20 protein-coding genes are annotated in these 25,612 nt (G+C 42.1%); 14 read left to right on the top strand and 6 right to left on the bottom strand.

Annotation, left to right across the window (positions count from 1 at the left end; translation table 11 throughout):
* The first annotated feature begins 236 nt into the window (after positions 1 to 236).
* Entirely contained in the window at positions 237 to 1,703 is a 1,467-nt protein-coding gene (locus tag G9Q97_RS05270) for a mandelate racemase/muconate lactonizing enzyme family protein (RefSeq protein ID WP_166143863.1), read from the top strand.
* A 99-nt stretch (positions 1,704 to 1,802) separates the two neighbouring features.
* Positions 1,803 to 2,174: a phage holin family protein gene (locus tag G9Q97_RS05265; RefSeq protein WP_166143862.1), complete on the top strand. Its 372-nt coding sequence runs from the start codon at positions 1,803 to 1,805 to the stop codon at positions 2,172 to 2,174.
* Between the two features lie 4 nt (positions 2,175 to 2,178).
* Here the strand turns inward: G9Q97_RS05265 and G9Q97_RS05260 are convergent, their stop codons facing one another.
* A complete protein-coding gene (locus G9Q97_RS05260) occupies positions 2,179 to 2,592 on the bottom strand; it encodes an AlbA family DNA-binding domain-containing protein (RefSeq protein WP_246255435.1) in 414 nt (137 codons plus the stop codon).
* Positions 2,593 to 2,750: 158 nt separating this feature from the next.
* Between G9Q97_RS05260 and G9Q97_RS05255 the strand changes: the two genes are divergently transcribed.
* The 7 genes from G9Q97_RS05255 to G9Q97_RS05225 all read left to right on the top strand — a co-directional run bounded on the left by G9Q97_RS05255 (position 2,751) and on the right by G9Q97_RS05225 (position 9,539).
* Entirely contained in the window at positions 2,751 to 3,317 is a 567-nt protein-coding gene (locus G9Q97_RS05255) for a hypothetical protein (protein WP_166143859.1), read from the top strand.
* Between the two features lie 56 nt (positions 3,318 to 3,373).
* The gene (locus G9Q97_RS05250; protein ID WP_166143857.1) at positions 3,374 to 4,276 is read left to right on the top strand and encodes a histone deacetylase family protein; all 903 of its coding nucleotides are present in this window, start codon (positions 3,374 to 3,376) and stop codon (positions 4,274 to 4,276) included.
* 26 nt (positions 4,277 to 4,302) lie between these two features.
* Positions 4,303 to 4,536 carry a hypothetical protein gene (locus G9Q97_RS05245; protein WP_166143856.1) on the top strand — a complete coding sequence of 78 codons (234 nt, stop codon included), beginning with the start codon at positions 4,303 to 4,305 and terminating at the stop codon, positions 4,534 to 4,536.
* 581 nt (positions 4,537 to 5,117) lie between these two features.
* Positions 5,118 to 5,744, top strand: coding sequence for an OmpH family outer membrane protein (locus G9Q97_RS05240; RefSeq protein ID WP_166143854.1), 627 nt, complete (start codon positions 5,118 to 5,120; stop codon positions 5,742 to 5,744).
* A gap of 160 nt (positions 5,745 to 5,904) precedes the next feature.
* On the top strand, positions 5,905 to 6,876 hold the full coding sequence (locus G9Q97_RS05235) for a deoxyhypusine synthase family protein (protein ID WP_166143852.1): 972 nt from the start codon (positions 5,905 to 5,907) through the stop codon (positions 6,874 to 6,876).
* 10 nt (positions 6,877 to 6,886) lie between these two features.
* Entirely contained in the window at positions 6,887 to 8,257 is a 1,371-nt protein-coding gene (locus G9Q97_RS05230; RefSeq protein ID WP_166143850.1) for an OmpA family protein, read from the top strand.
* Positions 8,258 to 8,405: 148 nt separating this feature from the next.
* Positions 8,406 to 9,539: a glycoside hydrolase family 130 protein gene (locus G9Q97_RS05225; RefSeq protein WP_166143849.1), complete on the top strand. Its 1,134-nt coding sequence runs from the start codon at positions 8,406 to 8,408 to the stop codon at positions 9,537 to 9,539.
* An 80-nt stretch (positions 9,540 to 9,619) separates the two neighbouring features.
* Here G9Q97_RS05225 and G9Q97_RS05220 read toward each other — a convergent pair whose 3' ends face one another.
* Positions 9,620 to 12,148 carry a TonB-dependent receptor domain-containing protein gene (locus G9Q97_RS05220; protein ID WP_166143847.1) on the bottom strand — a complete coding sequence of 843 codons (2,529 nt, stop codon included), beginning with the start codon at positions 12,146 to 12,148 and terminating at the stop codon, positions 9,620 to 9,622.
* 296 nt (positions 12,149 to 12,444) lie between these two features.
* On the opposite strand from G9Q97_RS05220, the gene G9Q97_RS05215 reads away from it, so the two are divergent.
* Together G9Q97_RS05215 and G9Q97_RS05210 are read left to right on the top strand one after the other, a co-directional pair.
* Entirely contained in the window at positions 12,445 to 13,518 is a 1,074-nt protein-coding gene (locus G9Q97_RS05215; RefSeq protein WP_166143845.1) for a sensor histidine kinase, read from the top strand.
* Complete coding sequence (locus G9Q97_RS05210) at positions 13,515 to 14,240, top strand: LytR/AlgR family response regulator transcription factor (RefSeq protein ID WP_166143843.1); 726 nt, start codon at positions 13,515 to 13,517, stop codon at positions 14,238 to 14,240. Before G9Q97_RS05215 ends, G9Q97_RS05210 begins: the two co-directional genes overlap by 4 nt.
* A gap of 57 nt (positions 14,241 to 14,297) precedes the next feature.
* Here the strand turns inward: G9Q97_RS05210 and msrA are convergent, their stop codons facing one another.
* Positions 14,298 to 15,389 (bottom strand): peptide-methionine (S)-S-oxide reductase MsrA, encoded by a 1,092-nt coding sequence (gene msrA / locus G9Q97_RS05205; RefSeq protein WP_166143841.1) that lies wholly within the window; start codon positions 15,387 to 15,389, stop codon positions 14,298 to 14,300.
* 87 nt (positions 15,390 to 15,476) lie between these two features.
* Positions 15,477 to 15,677: a PspC domain-containing protein gene (locus tag G9Q97_RS05200; RefSeq protein ID WP_166143839.1), complete on the bottom strand. Its 201-nt coding sequence runs from the start codon at positions 15,675 to 15,677 to the stop codon at positions 15,477 to 15,479.
* A gap of 298 nt (positions 15,678 to 15,975) precedes the next feature.
* Between G9Q97_RS05200 and G9Q97_RS05195 the strand changes: the two genes are divergently transcribed.
* Both G9Q97_RS05195 and G9Q97_RS05190 read left to right on the top strand, forming a co-directional pair.
* Positions 15,976 to 16,422 carry a hypothetical protein gene (locus tag G9Q97_RS05195; protein ID WP_166143838.1) on the top strand — a complete coding sequence of 149 codons (447 nt, stop codon included), beginning with the start codon at positions 15,976 to 15,978 and terminating at the stop codon, positions 16,420 to 16,422.
* Positions 16,423 to 16,843: 421 nt separating this feature from the next.
* A complete protein-coding gene (locus G9Q97_RS05190) occupies positions 16,844 to 16,990 on the top strand; it encodes a lmo0937 family membrane protein (RefSeq protein WP_166143836.1) in 147 nt (48 codons plus the stop codon).
* 220 nt (positions 16,991 to 17,210) lie between these two features.
* Here the strand turns inward: G9Q97_RS05190 and G9Q97_RS05185 are convergent, their stop codons facing one another.
* Both G9Q97_RS05185 and G9Q97_RS05180 read right to left on the bottom strand, forming a co-directional pair.
* Positions 17,211 to 17,435, bottom strand: a complete 225-nt coding sequence (locus tag G9Q97_RS05185; RefSeq protein ID WP_166143834.1) for a hypothetical protein — start codon at positions 17,433 to 17,435, stop codon at positions 17,211 to 17,213.
* Positions 17,436 to 17,847: 412 nt separating this feature from the next.
* Positions 17,848 to 22,083, bottom strand: coding sequence for a hybrid sensor histidine kinase/response regulator transcription factor (locus G9Q97_RS05180; RefSeq protein WP_246255433.1), 4,236 nt, complete (start codon positions 22,081 to 22,083; stop codon positions 17,848 to 17,850).
* A 263-nt stretch (positions 22,084 to 22,346) separates the two neighbouring features.
* On the opposite strand from G9Q97_RS05180, the gene G9Q97_RS05175 reads away from it, so the two are divergent.
* A complete protein-coding gene (locus G9Q97_RS05175) occupies positions 22,347 to 25,520 on the top strand; it encodes a SusC/RagA family TonB-linked outer membrane protein (RefSeq protein ID WP_166143833.1) in 3,174 nt (1,057 codons plus the stop codon).
* Positions 25,521 to 25,612 lie beyond the last annotated feature (92 nt).

Genomic DNA, 25,612 nt, shown 5'->3' with positions numbered 1-25,612 from the left:
TAAAAAGCCTTTTCCCGGGATTTTTATTTTTATATACTAACCCTTTAGGTTTTTATTTTTTACCTGCCCTTCATTTAAGTTGATTTGCCGTTTTTTCGGGGGATTTGAAAACAGCCTCTTCTTTCCATTTACCGGTGTTTTTGTATGTGAAAATTTCCATTTACTACAAATTTTAATCATATTGTAAGCTTTACATCAATTATCTTTTTCAATACCTCAATAAACCTATTTAACACATGAAAAAAAACATCCAGCATCTGCAGCAAAGCCATTTTGACCTGAAGCAGCAAGGTGAACCAAAAAATGAGGTCGCCAGGTCCTTTATTGATGAACCTGAAAATGACCGCAGGTCTTTTTTTAAAAAAGCAGCCTTAGGTGGCTTGAGCCTTGGGGGAATGATGATGATGCCCCTGGAAGACACCCTTGCCCATACCACATCAAAAGTAAACCGCCTTTCCAATCCTTCCGATTTGAAAATCACAGATATGCGGATTGCCCAGTATGGCAATGTACCCTTGTTGAAAATATATACCAATCAGGGAATACATGGCTTGGGAGATGTAAGGGACGGGGCCGACAAACGCTATGCCCTGATGTTGAAAAGCAGGATTTTAGGAGAGAATCCCTGCAATGTGGAGCGGATTTTTAAGAGAATTGAGCAGTTTGGCTGGCATGGCAGGCAGGGCGGCGGCGTATCCGGTATTGAAATGGCCCTTTGGGACCTGGCAGGAAAAGCCTATGGTGTCCCGCTATACCAGCTGATGGGAGGTAAATTCCGGGATAAGGTCCGGATCTATGTGGATACCCCCACAGTACAAGACCCGGACGAGTTTGCCAATAAGATGAAGGAAAGGGTGGATATGGGTTTTACCATGCTGAAAATGGATATTGGCATTGGCTTGATCAAGGACGAAAAAGATACCCTGACCAACAAGTCTCCCTGGGGCCCCATGAGGGGTTGGTCAGACCAGGATGTGATGAGCTACACCCAGACGCCCCATCAGTTTACCCATGTGCAGATAACCCCAAAGGGCCTTGAAAGAATGGTCGAATATGCTGCAAAGGCAAGGGCTAAAGTGGGTTTTGAAATTCCTTTGGCTATCGATCATTTTGGACATATGGGTTACAATGAGATGATCAAACTCGCTGAGGCTTTTGAACCTTATAATATCGCCTGGTTGGAAGACCTGGTTCCCTGGCAGAATACGGAGCATTGGAAGCGGATTACCGAGGCCATCACCACGCCTACGCTGACAGGGGAAGATACCTATCACAAAAAGAATTTTAAGGACCTGATCGAAAACAGGGCAGTGGATCTGGTGCACCCTGATCCGGGAAGTGCCGGAGGCTACTTACAGACCAAGAAAATCGGTGATTATGCTGAGGAGTACGGTATTGGAATGGCCCTGCACCATGCGGCCTCCCCCATTACTTTTATGGGGACCGTACATGCTGCGGCAGCCACCTATAACTTCATAGGACTGGAACACCATTCTGTGGATAATCCTTGGTGGGAGGATCTGGTAGTTGGAGCAGATGGGCCTCTGGTAAAAGATGGATATGTGCAGGTGCCGGAATCTCCGGGAATTGGTTTGGAATTGAATGAAGATGAAGTAAAGAAGCGATTGAAAGAGGGTGAACAGTTTTTTGCACCAACCGATGACTGGAACGAAATCCGCTCCTGGGACAGGACCTGGAGTTAAAATTATATCAAAAGCCCGGTGATAATAACCGGGTTTTTTTTTACATTTTTAATGGTTATTTTTAACCAGCAAATTATTCAGGGTATACATTTAGCAAAAATGAGCCAATCAAAAGACATCTTCTCCATTCTCCTCCAACTTGCAGTTGCTGGTCTGGTGGTTATTTTTACTGCTTATCTTCTGCCTGGTATCGTAGTAGATGATTGGATCACAGGAGTGATTATCGCTGCCTTGCTGGCTTTGTTAAATATTACCATTAAACCCATATTGATTTTTTTGACCATACCCATTACCATTGTTACCCTGGGATTGTTCCTATTGGTAATCAATGCCTTATTGGTCATGTTAGCGGCAAGCATAGTTAACGGATTTACGGTGGATAATTTCTGGTGGGCCTTGCTTTTTAGCCTGGTGCTTTCTCTTGTAAATTCCATTTTGGGCATTTCATTGGGCAGCGGATTCAGGAAATAAAAAATCAGGATAGGTCTGCCAGGTCTACCGGTAAAGACCTGTCCTTGATTCTAAGATAATATACAGGGGGCTCGTCCTTCACCTGGAAAGCATGAGGTCCGCCCATGCTTTTGGGAACGGCTACAGCAAGCACATGCTTTTCCTCCAATATTAAGGGGTCAAGCTGGTTTTGAAGCTGTAATTCAAAAACTTCAAAAGTAACGGAGAATGTAGGGTGGCAATATTTTCTAATGGCCTCATTGATCATAAAAATCTCCTCTTCAGGGTCTATGCCGATGATGTTTTTCTTGTCGGAGATGCCAACCATAATTGTCCCCCCGTCCGCATTGGCAAAAGCCAAAAGTGTTTTGGCAATTTTTCTTTGGTTGCTTATGCTTTGTTTGTAATCCAAATGTTGTCCTTCCGGTTTTGAAAGCATATTTTTAAGCCATTCATTGTTTTTTTTAGGAGAAAACATTTTTTTAAAAGGTAAAAGATTGTAAATTATAAGAAAGTTAATATGTATAATATTAATTTTTCATTTATTTGTACACGAAAACAGCTCTTTACGTTTCACCAAATACAGCTTATTGTCAAATGAAATATCAAAATGAAGGTTTTTCCCCTGAAACCGTAGCCAACTTAAGAAAAGAATTAGAGGAAACCGGTAAATCTTTTAAAATTGTCCCCAGCGAGGACAATTCAGATGAGTTTGTCAATTTTTACTTTATTGGCAAATATGACGGCAAACAAGTGGTTTACGATGCTGCCCTATATACCCTCCGATTACACTATCAGAGTGAATTGTACGAGTTGGCAGAACATGAAGCCGCAAAAAAGTTTCCGGATTACCATGGTATATCCTACGAAGAAGATGAAAATGGCAACCTCAAACCCTTAAAAAACGATGAGGAAGAAGTGGGATTGTTCATCACGGAACTGATCATGGAAATGGAAGATGAGGGAACCGTGAAAGTCCAGGAATTTGTGGATTTGGATACCCACCATGATTTTGGTATTGGTCTGGATGCTGCCCTCAATATAGAATCCATAGACGACAAAATCCTTGACAAATTTGTGACTTCTTTTAACAACGATACCCTGAAATTGGATGATACTTTTTACACTTTTGAATCAGAGGAAGAAGAAGAGGATGAATATTGAATCTGAGATTTTTTCAATAAAAACCAACAATTCCCGCATCATCAGGTTTTGAACCTATGTTGAAAGTCGCCTGGTCTCAAATTTATGCGCATCCTTTGCCTGAAGGGCATCGTTTTCCTATGGAAAAATATGAACTTCTTCCCGAACAACTGCTTTACGAGGGCACGCTCAGCGATGAAAATTTTTTTAAACCCGAAACTGCTGAAGAAAAATGGATCCTGGAAATACATGATGAAAGTTATCTTCATAAACTCAAATCCCTGAATTTAAGTCCATCAGAAATCAGGCGTACCGGATTTCCTTTAAGTAAGGCCCTGGTAGAAAGGGAAATCCATATCATGCAAGGGTCCATGATGGCTGCTACATACGCTTTGGATTCTGGTATTGGAATGAACATCGCAGGTGGCACCCATCATGCCTATAATGATAAGGGAGAGGGTTTTTGCCTGCTGAACGATATTGCCATTACGGCAGCATACCTGATCAAGGAAAAGGGATTAAAAAAGGTGCTGGTGGTGGACCTGGACGTGCACCAGGGAAACGGAACTGCCAAAATTTTTGAGGATAATCCACAGGTATTTACTTTCAGCATGCACGGTGCGCACAATTATCCCCTGCATAAGGAAAAATCTGACCTGGATGTTCCCCTGGAAGATAAAACAGGAGACAGCAGCTACCTGAAACTATTGAATCGTTACCTACCGGAATTATTGGATACAATTGAACCTGATTTTATCATTTTTCAATCAGGGGTAGATGTTCTGGAAACGGATAAACTGGGAAGATTGGGCTTGAGTATTCGGGGTTGCAGGGAAAGAGACAGGGTAGTATTGGAAGCTGCAAGGCTGCATCAGATTCCCATCATGTGTTGTATGGGGGGTGGTTACGCAAAAAAAATAAACGATATCATAGAAGCCCATGCCAATACTTTCAGGCTGGCTCAGGAAATTTTCTTTTAAAACACTTGATTAAAATTTGTGGAGAAATGAATAATCTGAAAAAGAAATGGTTGATTTTTGCGGTGGGTGGTTTGTTATTGTTGGGATCAGGTCTTAGCCTTTTTGGGGAGGCACTGCTCAGAAAATGGGACAATGCCCCTTTCCTGGAATGGTTTATTTGGGGAACTTGTTCCCTTATTGTTTTCAATGCAGGGATCTCATTATTTGGAAAGGCAGTCATCTACAGGATGAAAATAGCGCAGAAGCTAGGAGATGAATGAATAGGGTTTCAGGTAAATAAAAGGTAAGAGAAGAAATTTATTCTGTTTTTTTGGTAACCTTAATTCGATGGGGTTTCGCAAAAAAACGTTATCGGTAGAACTGACATTTTAAAAACGCAGATATCGGGATGAGGAAAATTTATATTTAAGGCAATTTTAAGGCAATTAAATTTTACCAAATTGCCAAAAAGCCTGCTTTAACCCCCAGCCAATTAAGTTGCCTCCTTAACCCTAACCAACTTTTCTGGGTGTAGTCTAAAACTACATCCCTTTTATCCATTTATTCACGAATACCAGGCATTTGTAATGCCGGCAAATCTTATGGGGTTATGGGTAGATTTAAGAAGTGCAATCGCTCTCTCCAGTACTAAGGTTGATGGTGGTAGTAACCACCAATTACTTTCGCTCTTTTTGTTCAGGGAAGGGTCTTACCATTACTATGGAAACTGAAATCTTTAAATTCTTTCATTTCAATGCATAATTGAAGATACCCAAGATTTAAGGGATTTATTGACGCGGTAAAATTTGTAAAAGCATAAGAATGCTTATATTTGCCCCGAATAATTTTAAAACAATAAGAAGTGAAAAATTTAACTACAATTATCAGCGCATTGGCAGTATTTGGATTGCTCAGTGGGGCATGCAACTCTCCTGCTCCGGAAGGAGAAGTTACCAATATTGCAGATGAGGTGAATATTGCTGATCTGAAAGTGGCTTATATCGTTACTGACAGTGTCATCAATAATTTTGAATATTTTAAGGAAAAATCTGCTGAAATCGCTGAAAAGGGCAAAAAGTACGAAGGAGAGCTTACAAACAGGGCCAGGGGATTTGAGCAAGAAGTCCAGAATTTTCAAAATTCTGCTTCCACCATGACCATGAATCAGGCCAGGGCTAAGGAAGAGGAACTGGTGACCAAAGAAAGGAACCTGGTGGCTTACAGGGAAAATATCATGCAGGAATTGTCTGCGGACGAAACCAAATTGTACAATGATGTTTATGACATGATTCAGGAATACCTCAACGATTATGCCGCAGAGAATGACCTGGAAATGATCCTTTCCTACACCAGAGGTGGTGGCGTATGGTATGCCAATAAAACACTGGATATCACGGATTCTGTTGTGAAAGGAATCAACGATGATTATAAAAATAAGGAAGAAGCCGCACCTGCCTCAGAAAATGAGGAACCTTCTGAGGAAGAGTAAGGGGATTATGATCTCATATTCAGCAATCAAGGCCCGGAAATACCGGGCTTTTTTTGTTTTTTAGTTTGAAATTGGGCAATTGGTATGCTATATTGAGTCTGTTATAGACGTACTCAAGAATTATCTACACCCGTAAATATTTAAAATTTAACCAATCAAAATGGAAATCACCAACTTTCTAAAGCACCATTACAGACATTTTAACGCAGCTGCCTTGATAGATGCAGCTGAAGCCTATAAAAGCCATTTGGACAATAATGGAAAAATGATGGTGACCCTTGCAGGAGCCATGTCCACAGCAGAATTGGGTATTTCTCTTGCAGAAATGATACGGCAGGATAAAGTCCAGATCATCACCTGTACAGGTGCCAACCTGGAGGAGGATGTATTTAATCTGGTGGCCCACGATTTTTATGAAAGAATCCCTCATTACCGGGAGTTATCCCCGGCTGAGGAACAGGATTTGCTAAACCGGCACATGAATCGGGTTACGGATACCTGTATTCCGGAAATGGAGGCCATGAGGAGAATAGAGGATGTCATTTTGCAGGAATGGCAAAAAGCCGATCAAGCTGGGGAACAGTTTTTTCCGCATGAGTTTTTCTACAAAATATTGCTCTCAGGTAAATTGGAGAAGGATTACCAAATAGATCCAAAAAACAGCTGGTTAATGGAAGCAGCAAAGAAGAACATACCCATCATTGTCCCGGGATGGGAAGATTCTACACTGGGCAATATGTATGCCGGCCATTGCATATCAGGGGATATCAGTGATGTGCATACGGTAAAAGGAGGCATACAGTACATGATATATCTGGCCGATTGGTATACTGAAAATGCCAAAGAAGAAAGCAAGGTTGGCTTTTTTCAGATCGGAGGCGGCATTGCCGGTGATTTTCCGATTTGCGTGGTACCCATGCTTCACCAGGACCTGCAGCGAGATGGCATACCTTTGTGGGGATACTTTTGTCAGATTTCAGACAGTACCACCTCCTATGGATCCTATTCCGGAGCAGTGCCGAATGAAAAAATCACCTGGGGGAAATTGGGTTTGGAAACACCAAAATTTATTATCGAATCTGATGCCACAATTGTGGCGCCTTTGGTATTTGCCATTGTTCTGGGCCAATAAAAGCCTGTTTATGGAAAGGAGAATAACCATTATCACCAAAACATGTGTCTGCCTGGTACTCGCATATTGGTTTCATTCTCCTTTGCTGGCTCAGGATGCAAAACCGGTCAATCAGATTTTTTCCCTCAATTATGATGAACATCAACCCATTTTGGGCCCGGAGGGCAGGCTCTATTTTACCATGGCCTTTCACCCTCAAAATAACAATGGGAACAATGACCCCGGGGATATTTGGTTTTCAGCAGGGGAAAGGGACGGCTTTGAAGCTCCTGAACACCTGGGCCAACTATCCACGCCTTATTATGACCTGTTGATTGGTTTTGCTCATCCGGATACCATGCTTGTTTACCATCAGAATTTCCAAAACCAGCAGGTTATTTACAGCTACTACCGTTCCGGAGCTGCCTGGGAAAGAGGAGAAGCCGTGCAGATACCTGGTTTTAAAATCAATGGGGATCAATTCAGCGCCCGGCTCCATGCTGATGGGAAAATGATGGTCATGTCGATGGATTCATTCGGGACTTATGGCAATGAGGATATTTATATTTCTTTCCGGAAGGAAAACGGGTGGTCCAGGCCCCTTAATCTGGGTTCGGACATCAATTCCTCCCTTCAGGAGTTGAGTCCTTTCCTCTCTGCGGATACCCGTACTTTATATTTTTCTACCAATGCTTCTGAGGGGGTTAAGGGCATGGAGGTTTATTTTAGTAAAAGAATGGGGGAGGAGTGGAATCAATGGAGCAGCCCGAGCCCCGTGAATCTTCCGGACATGGAAGGTTTTGACCTGTACTATTACCCGGATCAATCAAATGACAGGGCTTTTTATACCAATATACAGACCAGTGATGGGTATGGCAATATCCTGTTATTGGGTAGTTTTATATCAGGTGCTGAAGATACGCCGGATGTTTCTGCCCCAATAGAAGCAGACCCGGAACCCAATGATACAGCAGAAATGGACAATAATGAAGCAAGCTTTCCAGAGAGACCTGTTTCTGAAATGCAAACCTCTTTCGAAGAGCTCGAAACCGGGGCTTCCATGATATTGGACAAGCTTTTATTTCAAAGAAGTACTGTGGTTTTGGCTGACAGTAGCGGATTGGTTCAATTGGAGGAGCTGGCTGCTTACCTCATGGATCATCCAAAAACAGTAATTTCAGTAGATGGGCATACCGATAATTATGGTAGTTCCAGATTAAATGAGCGGCTCTCCCTAGATCGTGCCCAAAAGGTCAGGGATATTTTGGTGGAAAATGGAGTTGATGTGGAGCAGATCAGGGTCAACGGCTGGGGGGGAACGCGTCCTATCGCTTCCAACCGAACTGCCAGGGGTAGGGCAAAAAACAGGAGGGTGGAAATCAAGGTGTTAAACAAACCATAAAATCGCCCCTGAAGAAAGGGTCATAAAGTTAACAGTGGGATGATTATCAAACACCGGCCGGCAGGAGGAGAACTCCTCCGAGAGTCGGTAACCTTCAATCCGGGGGCAATTTATGGCCTTTTAAAATCAAATTATAAACAGATATAACATGAAAAACCTAGCCATCATTTTAAAAGGTAACTGGGCAATAAGCCTGTTGCTGCTCTTTTTCTGGTCATGTGGCCAGGGAAAAGTTAACGAAAGTGTCCAGGAAGTAAAATCCTCAGCCCATGAAGCCTGGGAAATGGTGCCTTTTGTGAAAATGGATGAGGTCAATCCTGTGTTGCTTCCGGGAGATTTGACCTTTGTCTGCCCTATTTTGGATGCACCTGTCAAATGGGAGGAAAAAGATGTGTTTAACCCTGCGGCATTGGTTAAAGACGGTAAAATCAACCTGCTTTACCGGGCCGAGGATGTTATTGGCAGTAACAATGGTACTTCCAGGCTGGGCCTGGCCCTTAGTGAGGACGGTCTTCATTTTGATAAATTGCCGGAGCCCGTTTTTTATCCGGAAAATGATAGCCTGAAAGCCCTGGAATGGGATGGAGGTGTGGAGGACCCCAGAATTGTAGAAAGCGAGGACGGCAGGTATATCATGACCTATACCAGCTATGATGGGGAGGTGGCAAGGCTCATGTTGGCCATATCCAGGGATCTCCAAGATTGGGATAAGTATGGACGGGTATTGACGGGCGATTTTAAGGATACCTGGTCTAAAGCTGGAGCCATTGTTGCCGAAAGGCAGGGTGATAAAATCATTGCCAAAAAAATCAAGGGCAAATACTGGATGTACTTTGGTGATACGGATTTATTTTTGGCCCAATCAGCCGATTTGATTCATTGGGAACCCCTTACGGAAAACGGGGAGCTTAAATCAGTGATGCAACCCCGGCCCGGGTATTTTGACAGCCGACTGGTGGAGTCAGGGCCTTATGCGCTCCTGCGCGAGCAAGGGATCGTGCTGCTGTATAATGGCATGAACCTGGATGAGGGACAGGAATTGGACCCTGATCTGGATCCTGGAACCTATTCTGCCGGGCAAGCCTTGTTTTCTGCAGATGATCCCTCGAGGTTAATAGATCGTTCAGAAAATTATTTTATGACTCCAGAAAAGCCTTACGAAATAGAAGGGCAGGTCAATTTGGTTTGTTTCATAGAAGGGATGGTGCCCTATAATGGCAAATGGTTCTTGTATTATGGTACGGCTGACTCAAAAATTGCGGTCGCAGTATTTGAGGAATAAAAAAACCCGGTTGATGTTCCTTACAAACATTCAACCGGGCTACAGTTAATCGAGAGAATTAACAGTCTTTAATGTCGGGCTTAATTGGGGCCACCATTCATCATGGCTCCACCAGCTCCTCCGCCATCACCTTCTTTAAGGTCTTCATTGGTCACGCCTCTTTTCTTCCTTCTTTGTCCACCATCAACACTCAACTTGCCTATCCTGTAGGAAAAATTGATTTTAAAGTTCATGTTACGCATGCCGGTAACACTTTGCTGCATGATGGTAGGGGTGATCAACTCGTTTCTGATTTTAAATTCTGTGTGGAAAAAGTTCTCCGCACCAAAGCCAATGCTGCCTCTTTGTTCTGCAAATTGCTTGTTGATGCTCAAACTATAGATGCCAAATCCGCCGGAAGAACCCTGAAGTTGCACCCTACGACCCCTGTAGAAACTAAAGGCTTGGATCTGCCAGTCATTGGGTAGGGAGTAGTTACCAAATAACCTTCCACTCAGGACAAATCCCTCGTTTTGTGCTGCATATAACGGATCGTCCAAACCATTGTCCAACTGGGCAAAATAGCTGTCAATAGAACCGTTCAAAGAGAATTTTCCAGATATATTGATATTGGAGAAAACACTCAGGCCATAGGCCCTTTCATTGCCGATATTTTCATAGGTTGTAAAGATCACATCATCATCCTGAATGGTTCTTACCGGCTGGATTGAGCCTGTGGTGTTCCTTAAGTAAGAAGTAAAGTTCAGCGATGTGCCTTTGATAAAGGTACTGTAAGATACTTCATAATTGTCAGTCAACTCAGGGTCAAGCAGGGGATTTCCCTGGGTGATTTGCTGAGGATTTGCAGCTTCAATGTTGGGATTAAGGAAATTCAGTGAAGGCCGCTGTATCCTTCTGTTGTACGCTGCTTTCAGCATATTGCCATTGGCAAGTTTCCGGCCAAAATTCATATTGGGAACAAAAGTACCATAGGAAGGAATATCAGCCGGAAGGTCTGAGGTCTTGAAGTCGGCGGCTATATTGGTATATTCATACCGCATACCTGCTTTGAGGGTGTAATTCTCCAGAAAGCCAAGGGTATAGGAGAGATAGCCGGCGGTTACGTTTTGATCGTAATTGAATTGATTGGAAAGGGTGATGTCATCCAGTTCTTCGAACTCCCCATCCGGTCCCTCTGCCCTGAAATAGGCAAAGTCACTTACCGCTTTTCTCAGAATATTTTTGGCACCATATTCCAGAATCTGCTCATCATCAGCTCCCATCGGCGTTACATAATCCAGTTGGATGGTAAATTCCTCATTGAGGTTGTTGTTGTCATTTTTCAGCCTGCTGACTACCTGCTCAAATGATTCGTCGTATAAGCTATTAACAAAATCATTGGTCATGTTATTCCTGCTATACAATCCCGAAGCGCTAAACTCTTTGCCTTTCTTTTCAAAGGTTTTGGTGTAGTTGTAGCTGACGTCAACGCTGTTGGAAAGATTTTTTGTATTCACATCCCTAAGCAATTCACTGACTAACGCATCTTCTACATAGGTTTCTGTGGTCAGGTCATCCTGATTCATTTTCATGTTCCTCAAACCAAAACTTACAGAAGTGGTCATGAAGTTGTAGGTATTGATTTCATAATCCCAACCAAAATTATACCGGCCAAACATCATGTTGTTTCTGGTGTCTGCAGCCTGAAGGATTCTGGTGGCTGGACCATCCGGTGAAACAAGGGTTTGTTCGTTTTCAAAGCTACCCAGGATATTGTAACCTGCCCTACCGAAACCACCAAGGGTAAAGCCCATTTTCCCTTTTTTCAAAGCCGCATTTAATCCAACATTAGAACCCCTAATGCCTGCACTGGTACGGATATTCAGGGATGCACCTTGTAATTTATTCTTTTTGGTAACAATGTTGATTACACCCCCTGTTCCTTCAGCATCATATTTGGCTGAGGGAGAGGTGATTACTTCCACGGATTGGATTTCCTCTGCCGGGATTTGCTTTAAGGCATCCGCAATGTTATTGGCTACTATGGCCGATTGTTTGTTGTCAATCAATACCAGGATATTGCTGCTTCCTCTCATGGAAACATTTCCATCCAGATCTACAGTAAGCATAGGTACTCTTCTAAGCACGTCTGTTGCATCACCACCAATGGTGGTTTTATCGTTTTCGGCATTGTAAATGGTACGGTCCACTTTTTCTGTGATCAGGCTTCTCTGACCCTGAACGGTTACTTCTTCCAGTGCCACAGAGGACTCAGCTAAGGTGATATTACCCAGGAAAATGGAAGGGGTGTTGGGGCCAACGACGATATCTTCCCGAACCAGGGCATCATAACCTACATAGCTTAATTCTACCTTGTATTTGCCAGCTTCCTTTACATTGAAAAAGAATTCGCCATTATCATCTGCTACCCCTCCTGCCAGGGAAGCATCGCTTTCGGCTTTCTTTAACAAGGCTGTTGCATAGGGGACAGGTTCACCTGTTTCCTTATCAACCACTTTACCGGAAATTTTAAACTCCTTTTTCTCTGCATTTCCCTGGGCAAAGAGATGCAGGGAACCTGCTGTGAGATAAAGGGTTGTAGCAAGAAGCAATCCAAATAGCCTTTTCATTATTATTGATATGTTAAAATGTATAGATCTTCGTTAGTATAACTGCAACAAAGGAAAATCTTTCTTTCTTTATTAAAAAATACAATAGATAGCTGCCTTACATCTATCGACAAATGCGGCAAAACACCGGACCAATGCTTTTTAGAATTTTGATTTTTCTTTGGTAGATCAAAATATCGTATCGGTAGCTTAAATCCCGGAATTGGTAGATTTTTCAGTAAGTTTCATTTACTTTACTTTATGTTTATGGTGGATTTGTGGCGTGTTTGTCGGTTTTCAAGTCCAAAATTCTAGTTATGACACATTCCAACGAACCAAAAAGAATTACTTTTCTCATACATATACTGGTATGGATTTTCATAGCCATTGTGATTTTTGTAGTCAGCCCCTTGTCCTGGAAAGTAGACTTGCCCGTTGAATATTGGTTCAAACAAGGCTTTGTATTGTTTTTCCTGATCCTATTGTTTTATCTTAACATGTACCTGTTTGTTCCGAAGGTGCTGTTTAAAGGCAAAAACTGGCAATTTATACTGATAGCCATCTCCAGCACCTTATTGGTGTTATTTCTGATCATTCAATTTGAAAACCTGCTCAACCTTCAGGAGTTGATGCATTATGCCTTCAGGCCAAATGTTCCCTATGAACCCAGGCCCAGGAATTTCAACTTTGATTTGTTCACCATCCTGCTTTTGCTTTTTGGTTTTGGGATCAGCACCAGTGTGGTGGCGGTACAAAAGTGGCAGGCGGATGTGGAACTGAGAAGGCAGATGGAGCAGGAAAAAATTTCTTCGGAGTTGTCCTACCTCAAGGCACAGATTAATCCCCACTTCTTTTTCAACACCCTTAACAATATCTACGCCTTGACCAATATCGATGTGGAGCGGGCACAGAAGGCATTGCTGAAACTTTCCCGCATGATGCGGTATGTGCTTTACGAAACGGACAAAGACCTCACCCTATTGAATAGGGAGCTGGATTTTATCAAGGATTATATTGAGTTGATGCGACTGAGGTTATCAGATAAAGTAAATTTGGAAATCAATATCCAGGAAAACACCGAAAACCTGCCCATAGCCCCCATGCTATTGCTTCCTTTCCTGGAAAATTGTTTCAAGCATGGTATCAGTGCCAAAAATGAAAGCAAAATAGAGATAAGCATTTCCCTGCAAGGGAAAATATTACATTTGAAAACCAATAATGCCAAATTTCCTTCCAATCCCAATAGTAAGGAAAAGCTCAGCAGTGGCATTGGTTTAAGCAACACCAGAAGAAGGCTGGCATTGATATATGGAGAAAAACACCGGCTTTTGATCGATCAGGAAAATCAGGAAAATGAATTTAGGGTGGATCTAACCATCAATTTGGTATGAAAATCAAATGTATAGTCGTTGATGATGAGCCTCTGGCACTGGAGATGGTCTGTAATTTTGTAGATAAAACTGGCTTCCTGGCGCTTCAAGGTAAATTTGACAGTGCCCTGGAAGCTCTGGCTTACATCAATTCTCATGAAGTAAACCTGATGTTTTTAGATATACAAATGCCGGACCTTACTGGAATGGAGCTGGCCAGGGTTTTGGAAAATAGAAAGCATCAGGGATCGCCCAAGATAATTTTTACTACTGCGTATAATCAATATGCTATAGAAGGCTACAAGGTGGATGCGTTGGACTATTTGCTCAAACCCTTTAGTTATGAGGAATTTTTAACGGCCAGTCACAAGGCATTGCGCTTTTTTGAGAAAAAAGACACAGCGCCTAAAGCCTCAACTGAGGACTATATTTTTATCAAAGTGGAATACCAGCTGGTCAAAGTCCTGCTCAGGGAAATTATTTTGGTAGAAGGGTATAAAGATTATGTTAAGATTCACCTCTCTGGAAAATCATCGCCACTGCTTTCACTTACCACGCTGAAAAGTATGGAAGAAATGCTTCCCGAAGACCATTTTATGCGCATACATCGCTCTTATATCATCTCCCTGGACTATATACAATCCATCAGCAAAAGTACGGTCAATATGGGAATCATGAATATTTCCGTAAGTGATGGCTATAAAGAAAATTTTCTTCGTTTTATTGATAAATGGATCAATTAAAAAAGCGAAAGACCATTTAACCGGCCTTTCGCTTAAAAGTTAATTTTTTTTTGGGGATTACTTAACGGCATACAAGAATGCCCCATAACCTTCTACTTCCATATCTGACAAAGGAATGAATTTCATGGCGGCGGAGTTCATACAATACCTCAAGCCGGTAGGCTCAGGACCATCATTGAAAACATGACCCACATGGGAATCACCGTATTTGCTTCTTACTTCTACCCGCACCATCCCTTGACTCCTGTCAATAGGTTTTTCGAGATAGCGGGCATCGATGGGTTTGGTAAAGCTGGGCCAGCCGGATCCGGATTCATATTTGTCCTTTGAGCTGAAAAGCGGGGCACCCGAAACAATGCAGACATAAAGGCCCTCTTCTTTATTGCCATTATAGGTATTGTCAAAGGCTCGTTCCGTAGCTTCCTCCATAGTAACCTGGTATTGAAGATTGGTTAGTTGGGCTTTTAACTCATTCTTTGATGGACTTTGGTACTTATTTGCAGATGGTACCTCCCAGTGTTGCGCTATAAATCTATCCCTTCCGGAACCGGTGCGATAAGCCTTGTACTCCTTGGGTTGTTTTTTATAATAATCCTGATGATACGTTTCAGCTGCATAAAAATTGGTAAATTTAACCACCGGAGTTACAATCGGTTTATCAAATATTCCGGATTGGTCCAAGGCTTTTTTGGAGTTTTCGGCAACCGATTTCTGTTCCTGCGAATGAAAAAAGATGGCAGATTCATACTGGCTTCCCCGGTCATAAAAACTGCCTCCTGCATCGGTAGGGTCAAACAATTTCCAAAAGATATCTATGATTTCGCTGTAACTGATTACATCCGGATCGAAAGTAACCTGTACCGCTTCCTTGTGACTGGTTTGTCCGGAAGACACCTGGGAGTAGGTAGGGTTTTTCTCTTTACCTCCCGCATAACCTGAAACAACGGAAAGTACGCCATCTATTCCCTCATATGGGGCTTCAACACACCAAAAACAACCTCCGGCAAATGTAGCTTTTTCCGTTCTGCCCTGGTAATTCTCCAGCACATTTTCCTCCTCCTTATTGTCGGAATTTTCAGACGCATTGCAACTGGAATTCGAAAACAATAAAAGGAAAAGAACTGCTAAATATTGAATGCTTTTTTTCATTTGTTTACTTATTTTGACCTTCCCTAAAAACGGCAAAAAAGCAACTTATGTTCAAAGGAATGTTCAATTTACTAATTATCAGGGCATTTAACCCAATTCAGTTTCTTCCGGCATGATAAACCAAAGGATCAGATAGACCAAAAGACCCGGAAAAGCAGCACTTAAAATGGAGACCAAAACATATACTATTCTCAGCTTATCAGCATCCCAGCCCAGGTATTTGGCCAAACCACCACAAACTCCGGCGATCATTTTGTCATTGATGGTGCGTTTTAGTTTTTTTTCCATGGTCTTCGAAAGTTTCTTCGTTTTTAAAAATAAGTAGTTTTGCAAAAGAGATCTGATCCCCGTTTTTATTGAATAGCAAGCATAAAAATAAGAAATAGGATGGCAAGTACAAAAAGCAGTAGCGAAGAAGAGGAGCGCAATTTGTAACATACAGTTGATGATTTTCCGGAATTTTGAAGCTTGGTTCCGATTTATGGCATTTGTTTTGTTTCAAAATAGGCAAGTTCTGGTAGAGGAGAAATCCAGGATAGGCTGGTTCCTTTACCGGAGTATTGTAAAACCAAACCAACATAGTATTATGAAGTTTACATCTGTATTTTCTACTGTTTGTTTAGTCAGTTTTCTTTTGTTTACATCTTGTGAGGCAAACAAGAATGAAAATGATGGCTTGAAGTCCACGGAAAAGGATCTTCAGGAAATGTCAAATGAAGTAGAAGAAGAAACCGAAGAAGCTTTCGCTGAAGCCAAAGCAGAAATTTCTGAAGGAACATCGGCTCTTAAAGCCGAGGCAGAAGAAGTTAAAAAGGAGGTTAAAGAAAATCTGGGTGAACCTGTAAATGAAACGGTTGACCGCTATTTAACCAAGCTGGATAAAAGTATTGCCAATCTGGAGATTAAATCCAGGGAATTTTCTCAGGCTGCAGCATCCAGAAAGGAGCAAATCAAGAAAGAATTTGAGGAGCTGGAAAGCGAAATAGAAACAACAATCAGTAACTTAAAAAATGAAATACAAAACGAGGGATAAGTAATTCTTTCTTCATTTTAAAAAATAAAAGGCCATTTACTCGATAAGGTAAAATGGCCTTTTTTGCTTTTAATTGGTGCATCATAAAATGAGTTGAGAAGCTGTATTTTTTCAAATTATTCCGAAGCCCTGTAATCGCATTTAAAATAATCTTTATAAATGATATAATCCTAGATGGTGTGGATTATTTGAAAGTAATTCGTAATTAATTTATTTAATTTGGCATAATAATTGAAATTCATTATATATTACTTAATAAATTATTGAATGTTGTGGTTAAAATTGAGGACCTGCTGCTATCAAAAATCAGATTTTGTTTTAAAATAAAAATATAAATTATTATTGGTGATTCTATGTATTTAGAATTTCATAAATTTATTAGTATCAAAAATCAATTTTCAATTATATAAAAATGTCAATTATGAGAAATTTATTGTATTTGATTGCAGTGATTGTTATTATTGGATGGATTTTTGGGTTTTTCGTGTATGATGCAGGAGGAGTTATCCATATCCTATTGGTAATTGCAGTGATAGCTGTTTTGCTAAGTGTAATTAGGAGGGCATAGTCAGTCCATATTGCTCAGAATAGCTTTTATTTTAACACTAAACCAACTATTATACTACCCAAAATGATAACCGTTGAAAAGGTATCGGGCATATTGGCTGGTGTGGGATTTACACCAGCTTTAAGACTTGAACAATAAAGTACCAAACCTGCCGGTAGGCAGGAAATCAAGACAAAAAAATCCTTCCCCCCACCGACCTGCCGCACCCTCCTGAGAAATTTCAGGACAGGCCACTGACTACCGTCAGGACAGGCTCGGTTTTTTGTCGGGCCAGCGCGCTTTGCGTATTTAAAATATAGTTCTTCTTTTTTTTAAATTTTTTCACAAATAATACCTTATATGAATCCGTTTTAAATCCGTCCTCGGTAAATAGGCAAATCCCTCCGCCGCGGCGGAGGGATTTGCCTGCCCTGACCAGATCAGGGGGGGATTTTTTCAGTAACATCTTAAAATATCAATTTGTTAATTGTTACTTGTCTTGAAATCTTTTCAGATACCGGGCTTTACTGTCACAGCGAAAAATAACTTTTTAAAAAACTCAGAAATCGGGATAAGGCTGTGTATTAGCAACTCATTGGACAACATAGGTTGACGGAATAAAATGGGGATCAGGTGAATGGGAACGAACGAAAAAGCAGAGTCACAATAACACGAGGTAATATCAAAAAAAACCTCTGTGCTTTGTGGTTTTTTGGGTCATCTGTTACAACAAAATAGAGGTATGAAGAACACCGGGATTGCTGGGCTTCCTGCCGCTGGGTATACCCCGTTTGCCTGGTGGTATTAAATGCAAAATCAATCAATAAATGTGATTAAAAAATCTACAATATTAAATTGATTGGTCTGCAGGCATGAATTCAAGCTTTTCCGGATTTTTGGTTTCGTTCTCTGTAAGTTTTTGGGTTGCTGGAAAATTGTTTATGGAAGCATTGACTGAAATATTTAGGACGGTTAAATCCAACCATATAGGCGATTTCTGAAATTTTCAGGTCACTCTCCAGGAGCAATTGGGCAGCTCTTTTTAACCGGATCATTTGGATAAACTCATTGGGGGTTTGGTCCAGCAAGGACCTGAATTTTTCGAATACAAGCGTCCTGCTCAAACCCAGTTCTTTCACCAGGATTTGGATAGAGAATTGTGGATCATCCATGTGATTTTCTATAATGGTTATTGCTGAGGTAAGGATTTTTTCATCGGTAGAACTGATTTGTATTTTCTCCGGACTCAAATCCAGCGTTTGCTTGAATTGCAACTGGAATTTGTTTCTGCTTTCCAGCAGGTTTTCAATTTTTGCCTGGAGCAGGTCCAGGGGGAAAGGTTTGGTTATGTAATCATCTGCTCCGGATTCGTAGCCTTCCAGTTGATGTATATGGGAGCTTTTTGCTGTCAACAATAAAACCGGGATGTGGCTGCTTTTTACATCATTTTTTATTCTTGCACAAAACTCAATGCCATCCATTTCCGGCATCATCACATCCGACAAGATCAAATCCGGATGATGCCTGCTGATGCTTTCCAGGCCTTCTTTTCCATTCATGGCCGTAACGACAGAAAATTTTTCGGTCAAACTTTCACTTAAAAGGGTTAAAAGCTCGGGGTTGTCTTCTACTACAAGTACCTTTTTATCCGGCTTTGCAGGCTTTGCTGCCCCACTGCCTTTTTTTATTTTTTCGGACTTATCGCTGTTCGCCAAAATAAGCATTTCATGGTCTTTGTTTGCAGCCGCCTTTGCTGCAGAGTTGTTGGGGATCAGTTCTTGTTTTTGATAATGCTCAAACCCGGACCTAAGCTTGACTGTAAAGACTGTTTTTACATGGGGTTTGCTGTAAACCTCAATTATTCCCTTGTGAAAATTGACCAGGTTCTTGGACAATGCCAACCCGATGCCGGTTCCCACTTTCCCGAAAGAATGTTCTTCTTTTATCTGGTAAAACCGATCAAAAATCAATGGCTGGTATTCCGGTTCTATGCCCGGACCATTGTCTTCTACCTCAATTTGGAAACCCGGAACATTGGTTTCCTTGCTTTTTAATGTACAGGCCAATAAACGAACAACAATTTTACCCCCGTCCGGAGTGAATTTAAAGGCATTATAAATGATATTGTAAAAAACTTTTTCCATCTGCTCAGGATCAATCCATTGCTCTTTGGGAAGATCACTGTCCATAAAAAGCGAAAAGTCTAGGTTTTTCTGGCTGGCCATGGCTTCAAAGGATTGGTAAATGTCCTGCAAAAACGCCTTGATATCCACCTGCTTTACAGCAAGCTGCAGATGGCCTGTTTCCTGCTTTCTGAAATCCAGCAATTGGTTGATTAGTTTCAATAGCCTAACTGCATTGTTATGAATGGAGACCAATTGATTTCTGGCTGCTTCTGGTAGCCCCCGATCTTTTTTTAAGCGTTCCAGCGGTGCTTTTATCAGCATCAAGGGGGTTCTGAGTTCATGGGAAATATTGGTAAAAAACCGCATTTTCAACTGACTTATTTCCTCCTGTTTTTGTTTTTCCAGCCTTTCATATTTCAAATCATTTTGCAGTTTGATCCGCCAACTGATGATTTTTTTGAACAGGTAGCCTAGCAAAACCAATAAAAGTCCATAGCAGAGATAAGCCCAATGGCTGAGGTACCAGGGGGGCAATACGATCAGTTTTAACCTACGTACGGAGGATTGTTCAGCACTTTCTTCCCAATAGGATTTGAGTTCCCACAGGTATTCGCCGGGTTTCAAATTGGCGTATGGGGCAAATCTTCTTTTGCTGTCGGTCACAATCCAATCTTCATCAATTCCGTTTAGCCGGTAGGCAAACATGAGTTTATCCTGCCCAGAATATTCCAATGCACTGAATTCAAATTCAAAACTGTTGTGTTGGTAATCGAGTACTACCTCTTCCGTGTAGCTGATATTTTGTTCCAGAATTTCACGATCCAAAATCAATTTCCCTGGCAAAACTTCCTGATTCAACACCTTTAATTTGGTGATCATCGGACGATTGGGAGCAGGTAATGGCTTGATGGTTTCTGGATAAAACATGTTCAACCCATTGGTTCCTCCAAAATACATTTTGCCATCTGAAGCCCTATAAGCTGCCCCTAAATTAAATTCATTGGATTGGAGTCCATCTTCCTGGGTATAGTTTTTGAATTTTTCAGTTTTTTTATTGAATACTGAAAGCCCCCGGACCGTACTGATCCACAATTGGCCCCGGTCATCTTCAAGCACGGCTTTGATCACATCACTTGGCAAACCATCTTTTTCCCGGTAAATTTTGAAACTTCCATCTACGGGGTTTAGCCGGTTTAGTCCACCTCCGAAAGTTCCTATCCAGAAATAACCTTGCTGATCCTCCATCAAACAGGTGATGATATCATGGCTGATGCTACCCGGGTCGTCAGGCTCATTTTTGTAATAAGTAAATACTCCGGTTTTCAAGTCCATTTTATTCAGCCCACCCCCATAGGTGCCTATCCATAAATTTTCCTTGCTGTCCACATATAGCGTTCGGATATCATCAAAACTTGGTGTTTGGGTATTGCCCGGCTCATGTGGAATGCTATTAAAAGTTTTTGTTGACCTGTCAAATTGATTCAAGCCCCCACCATTGGCAGCACCAATCCATAACCGGCCATCATTGTCCTCAACAATAGACCATATTTCGGTTTTTCTATTCCGCTTGGGATCATTGCTCAAATTAGGGAAAACGGTAAAGGAACGGGTTTCCGGGTCGAACAAATATATGCCACCGCCATCAGTCCCAATCCATATGGATTCATCCCTGGTTTGATAAATGTATTGGACATTGTCATTTTTCAGGCCTTGTCCCTGCGAGGAATTGAAATAATCGAATTTTGTTGCTCCTTTGGCCAGAAGGTTTAGTCCTTCATTAAATAAGCCAACCCATAAATTCCCCGAAGGGTCTTCATAGATAGACTTTACCATTTTCCCCGAAAGCCCCTTTTCTTTGTCAGGATGAAAGCGGATGTGGTCAAATTGCTGGTGTTTTGAATTGGTTTTATTCAACCCTTCCCCGGAATACATGCCCAGCCAGATGTTCTGGTTCCGATCCTGAAAAATGGTATATACGGAGTTGCCATTGAGACTGTATGGATCGGTGGGGTCATCCTTATAATGTTGCCATTTGTTTTGGTTTTGCTCGTAAAGAATCAGCCCATTGCCCAATGTACCTATCCAGATATTGCCCTGTAGATCACTGCTGATCTGGGTAATGTTCAAAGGACCTGATAACCTAAGGGATTCTACATCATACGCTTGAAATGGTAAGAATTGGCTGTTTCCTGCAGCTCGTTTAAAAAGCCCCCCTTTCTCCGTGCCGATCCAAAAGTCCCCGTTTTTATGCTCAAAGAATGCCTTTACAGATTGGTTTGGGGGAAATAGGGAGGACGATAACTTTTTGATTTCTGATTCATTGATCTTGTAAGCGCCTTTTTCAAAGGTGCCAACCCAAATACTGCCTTGTTTATCTTCATAGATTGTCCATATTTTGTCATCCTCAAGGCCTGAGTTATTGCTATGGAAATGGTCAATATCCAATTCCCTGGAATAATCTTCCAGATTTCCCTTGTCAGATAATCCTTGCAGGCCTGAAATTTTAAAAACTCCCTCAGTCTGGGTGCCAATCCATATATTGCCCTTGGAGTCCAGAATTGTGCTGGAGATTTTTTTTCCAGGAATAACCGGAATACTGTGGTTAAAGGCATTTAACCTTAAGAATTTTTCGGTTTTAGGATGAAACACGTTCATGCCACCTCCCTCCGTTCCAATCCAAATCATTCCATTCTGATCCTGCAATAGTGTCCTGATTACATTGTTGCTGATGGTCAGGGAATCGTCAGGGTCATGTTTGTATGCTTTGAATTGATATCCATCAAATCGTGCCAGCCCATCGTCTGTGCCCAGCCATAAGTAACCGGAATCATCTTGAAGTATGGCCAAAACTGAATTTTGTGGTAAACCGTCCAGGCTGGTGTAGTGCTGGAAACGGTAGGCAATGCCTGGCTCCTGTCCCATCAATAGACTGATGGGTACAAAAATAATACAGCTACTCAGACACAGGTATTTGAATGTTGAGGACAAAGTCTCAAGTCATTTATTTCAGTATTCAAAATTAATCATTGGCGGTTGTAAACATACCGGAATTCATGTTTTAATTTAAATCCGGACAATAGTTTACCCTTTTCCGGACGAATGAAGCCTTATCCGGATGATACCTGCCAGCATTCAGTACTTTCCCCTACCATGCATTTTCCGCTACTAGCCTAGATTTGTTGCAGGCTGATTTGGCCTCCCTGATGCTGCTATTTTCAGGGTAATCCTATTCATAAGTAAAACAAAATAACATGGAAAATTTTAACTCTAAAATGGTTATCCTCCTGTTTTTCTGCTGCCTCCATGCAGGTTGGGTTGTGGCCCAGGAAAGAGAAATTACAGGTACGGTGACAGATGAGGAAACAGGTGAAAAGCTTCCCGGGGTTACCGTATTGGTATTGGGTACCGCTACCGGTACGGCTACAGATCTGGACGGGCAATATAGCCTTACAGTAGCAAGTGGACAAAGACTCAGGTACAGTTTTATCGGGTATGCCTCCAGGGAAGTCCTTGTTGAGAACCAATCTGTGATCGATATCGGTCTTTCAGCTGAATCTCAGGGTTTGGATGAAGTGCTGGTCATTGGATATGGGGAACAATCGAGGGAGACCCTTACCTCTTCCGTTTCCAAATTGGATCAAAGGGTGCTGGACAACATACCTTTTGCCAATGCAGCTTCGGCCTTGCAGGGAACGGTTTCCGGAGTGAGGGTTCAGACTACATCCGGGCAACCAGGCGTGGCACCCAGGGTAATTGTCAGGGGAGGAACATCCATCAATGAGCCGGACGGAGCCCAGCCCCTCTATATCATTGACGGGGTGATCCGGAATAACATGAATGACATCAATCAGGATGATATCGCTTCTTTCCAGGTGCTAAAGGATGCCGCAGCTACCGCCATATATGGAGCAAGGGGATCAAATGGGGTTGTAATCATTACGACCAAGACAGGTAAGGTAGGGAAAACTTCAGTGACTTACCGGTACAATGCAAGTCTCTCGGAGCAATGGAACCAGTATGATATGGGATCGGCAAGAGATTACATTTATTTCAATAGGACAGGTATTCTGGCAACAGGAAGAAAATCATCCAATCAGTTGTTCAGGCTCAACCAGCCTTCCGGATTTGGAATCGGAAATGACTTGTCCAACAATACCGCATTTACCCCTCAATACCTTAATGCGGAAAATGAATACAAATTGAATGAGGGATGGCAATCCATGCCTGACCCGGCAGATCCAAGTCAGACCATCATCTTTGATGAGGTAAACTGGCAGGACATCCTCTTTCGGCAGGCCCTGACCCAAAACCATTATGTTTCCGTTTCAGGGGGATCCGAAAAAGCAAGGTTTGACATGGGAGTAGGCTACCTCAACAATGAGGGAGTCGCCATCAACACGGATTATAAAAGATTTACCGTGAGGATGAATGGAGATGTCAATGTCAACCAGAAACTGGACGTTTATGGCAGATTGAATTTCACCAACTCATCCAACAACACGGTTTTTAGTGAAAACCAGATTTTTCAACGGGCTTTGGGTTTGCCTCCCACCACCAAATTCCGGTTTGAAGATGGCAGCCTGGCTCCTGGACAAAACAGGAGTATGGGGAATCCGGTTTATCACCTCAATCAAAGCGAAGCCTTGAATGCTACCACAAGGGTGACCCTATCCGGTGGCGCCAATTATGAAATCTTACCGGACCTGACTTTTGAGCCTATGGGTTCACTCTATTTTGTCCATGGTACCAATAATTCCTTTCAAAAGGCATTTTTTAATGGTCCCACCCAATTTATTGATTCAAGGGATGCTTTCGCCTCCAATTCCGTTTTCTGGCAGAAGCAGTTTGATGGGGTTTTTACCTACAGAAAAAGCATAGATTTCCATAATTTTCAGGCGAAAGCTGGCATCTCTTACTTTGACCGGCAAAGTTATGCCGCCAGTGGTTCAGGAAGGGGAGCTGCTTCCGATTTGATCCCTACGTTAAATGCCTCAGCAGAGCCCAGGGATGTAAGCAGCTCTCATACACAGCTCAGGATTTTGGGTTATTTTGGCAGGGTCACTTATGATTATGATCAAAAATATCTTTTTTCTGCATCAGCCAGGTATGATGGAGCTTCCAATTTAGGTAACAACAATTATTGGGGGATCTTTCCGGGTGTATCCGCAGGATGGAATTTGCACAAGGAAGATTTCTGGTCCGGCTTTTCCAATAAGGTTTCCGCATTGAAGTTAAGGGCCAGTTATGGGATAAATGGAAATATCGGAAACCTGTCTGATTTTCATGCACAAGGCCTGTATTCCGTGGGTTCCCGTTACAATGATGTGGCAGCCATACAAAATAACCGAATGGCCAATCAGGATTTGCAATGGGAAAGATCGGCCACCTTTGACATTGGGCTGGATATTGGCTTATTTAATGATAAAGTTTCGGTGATTGCGGATTATTACAACAGGATAACTGACAATCTTTTGACCAATCTTGAATTGCCGCAATCAACGGGGTTTTCCAGCATCCTTACCAATTTGGGAGCATTGCAAAATGAGGGAGTTGAATTGGAGGTAGGCGCTACCATGATGCAAAAAGGGAATTTCGCCTGGGACCTCTCCTTTAATGCCACTTACAATATCAATACCATTGTCAGCCTGCCGGAAAATGACAATGAAAACAACAGAATTGGAGGTGTATTTGTCTATGATCCGGCCCGGGGCATGTACACCTGGAAAGGCGGATTGCAGGAAGGGCAGATGATGGGAGATCTTTTTGCTTATGCCTATGATGGAGTTTATCCCACAGATGAAGCAGCTTTGGAGGGACCTTATGATGTGTTGGTTCCGGGAAATGATAAAACCAAATTTGGTGGAGACGTGCAATGGCAGGATCTGGACCAAAACGACACCATTGACAGCAGAGACAGGGTGGTGGCTGGAAATATTTTCCCAAAATGGACAGGTGGTTTTACCAATAGGATCAGTTACAAGAACCTTTCCCTGAATATCAGGACTGATTTTGCGCTGGGGCATACCATTTACCACGAAAGCAGGGCCAGATTCAATGGGCAGTACCAGGGTGATATCGGTATTTTGCAGGAAACAACCCGTTCCTGGCAGGAGCAGGGAGATGTGACTCCATTTCCCAGGTATTACTGGGCAGATCAACTGGCCCAGAACAATTCCTTTAGGGGAAGTACATTTTTTCATGAAAAAGGAGATTATCTGGCATTGAGGGAAGTGACGCTGAGTTACACCTTTCCCGGCAAATGGACAGATGCCGTCAAGGTAGGAAATGTCAGGACCTACTTTACCGGGTCTAATCTATACTACTTTACAGGCTATACAGGTTTAAATCCCGAAGTCGGTGGTACTGATTCCGGGAGATATCCCATTCCCCGGAGTTTTATGCTGGGGATTAATGTCAATTTTTAATTTCTAACAGGCTGTGAAAATGAACAAAAACAATTTGGTAATGGGAGTTTTGATGTCCGTAGGAATAAAAGCATAATCATAAATCACAAAAA

Origin of the sequence: Cyclobacterium plantarum (assembly GCF_011290685.1) — a bacterium.
In the GTDB taxonomy this organism is placed as follows: Bacteria; Bacteroidota; Bacteroidia; order Cytophagales; family Cyclobacteriaceae; genus Cyclobacterium; species Cyclobacterium plantarum.
The sequence above is the reverse complement of the archived record's forward strand: the minus strand, read 5'-3'. Positions and strand labels throughout refer to the sequence as shown.

Coding starts and splice junctions, on each gene's coding strand:
- G9Q97_RS05270 (WP_166143863.1), top strand. CDS start 237: ATGAAAAAAAACATCCAGCATCTGCAGCAAAGCCATTTTGACCTGAAG.
- G9Q97_RS05265 (WP_166143862.1), top strand. CDS start 1,803: ATGAGCCAATCAAAAGACATCTTCTCCATTCTCCTCCAACTTGCAGTT.
- G9Q97_RS05260 (WP_246255435.1), bottom strand. CDS start 2,592: ATGCTTTCAAAACCGGAAGGACAACATTTGGATTACAAACAAAGCATA.
- G9Q97_RS05255 (WP_166143859.1), top strand. CDS start 2,751: ATGAAATATCAAAATGAAGGTTTTTCCCCTGAAACCGTAGCCAACTTA.
- G9Q97_RS05250 (WP_166143857.1), top strand. CDS start 3,374: ATGTTGAAAGTCGCCTGGTCTCAAATTTATGCGCATCCTTTGCCTGAA.
- G9Q97_RS05245 (WP_166143856.1), top strand. CDS start 4,303: ATGAATAATCTGAAAAAGAAATGGTTGATTTTTGCGGTGGGTGGTTTG.
- G9Q97_RS05235 (WP_166143852.1), top strand. CDS start 5,905: ATGGAAATCACCAACTTTCTAAAGCACCATTACAGACATTTTAACGCA.
- G9Q97_RS05230 (WP_166143850.1), top strand. CDS start 6,887: ATGGAAAGGAGAATAACCATTATCACCAAAACATGTGTCTGCCTGGTA.
- G9Q97_RS05225 (WP_166143849.1), top strand. CDS start 8,406: ATGAAAAACCTAGCCATCATTTTAAAAGGTAACTGGGCAATAAGCCTG.
- G9Q97_RS05220 (WP_166143847.1), bottom strand. CDS start 12,148: ATGAAAAGGCTATTTGGATTGCTTCTTGCTACAACCCTTTATCTCACA.
- G9Q97_RS05215 (WP_166143845.1), top strand. CDS start 12,445: ATGACACATTCCAACGAACCAAAAAGAATTACTTTTCTCATACATATA.
- G9Q97_RS05210 (WP_166143843.1), top strand. CDS start 13,515: ATGAAAATCAAATGTATAGTCGTTGATGATGAGCCTCTGGCACTGGAG.
- msrA (WP_166143841.1), bottom strand. CDS start 15,389: ATGAAAAAAAGCATTCAATATTTAGCAGTTCTTTTCCTTTTATTGTTT.
- G9Q97_RS05200 (WP_166143839.1), bottom strand. CDS start 15,677: ATGGAAAAAAAACTAAAACGCACCATCAATGACAAAATGATCGCCGGA.
- G9Q97_RS05195 (WP_166143838.1), top strand. CDS start 15,976: ATGAAGTTTACATCTGTATTTTCTACTGTTTGTTTAGTCAGTTTTCTT.
- G9Q97_RS05190 (WP_166143836.1), top strand. CDS start 16,844: ATGAGAAATTTATTGTATTTGATTGCAGTGATTGTTATTATTGGATGG.
- G9Q97_RS05185 (WP_166143834.1), bottom strand. CDS start 17,435: ATGTTACTGAAAAAATCCCCCCCTGATCTGGTCAGGGCAGGCAAATCC.
- G9Q97_RS05175 (WP_166143833.1), top strand. CDS start 22,347: ATGGAAAATTTTAACTCTAAAATGGTTATCCTCCTGTTTTTCTGCTGC.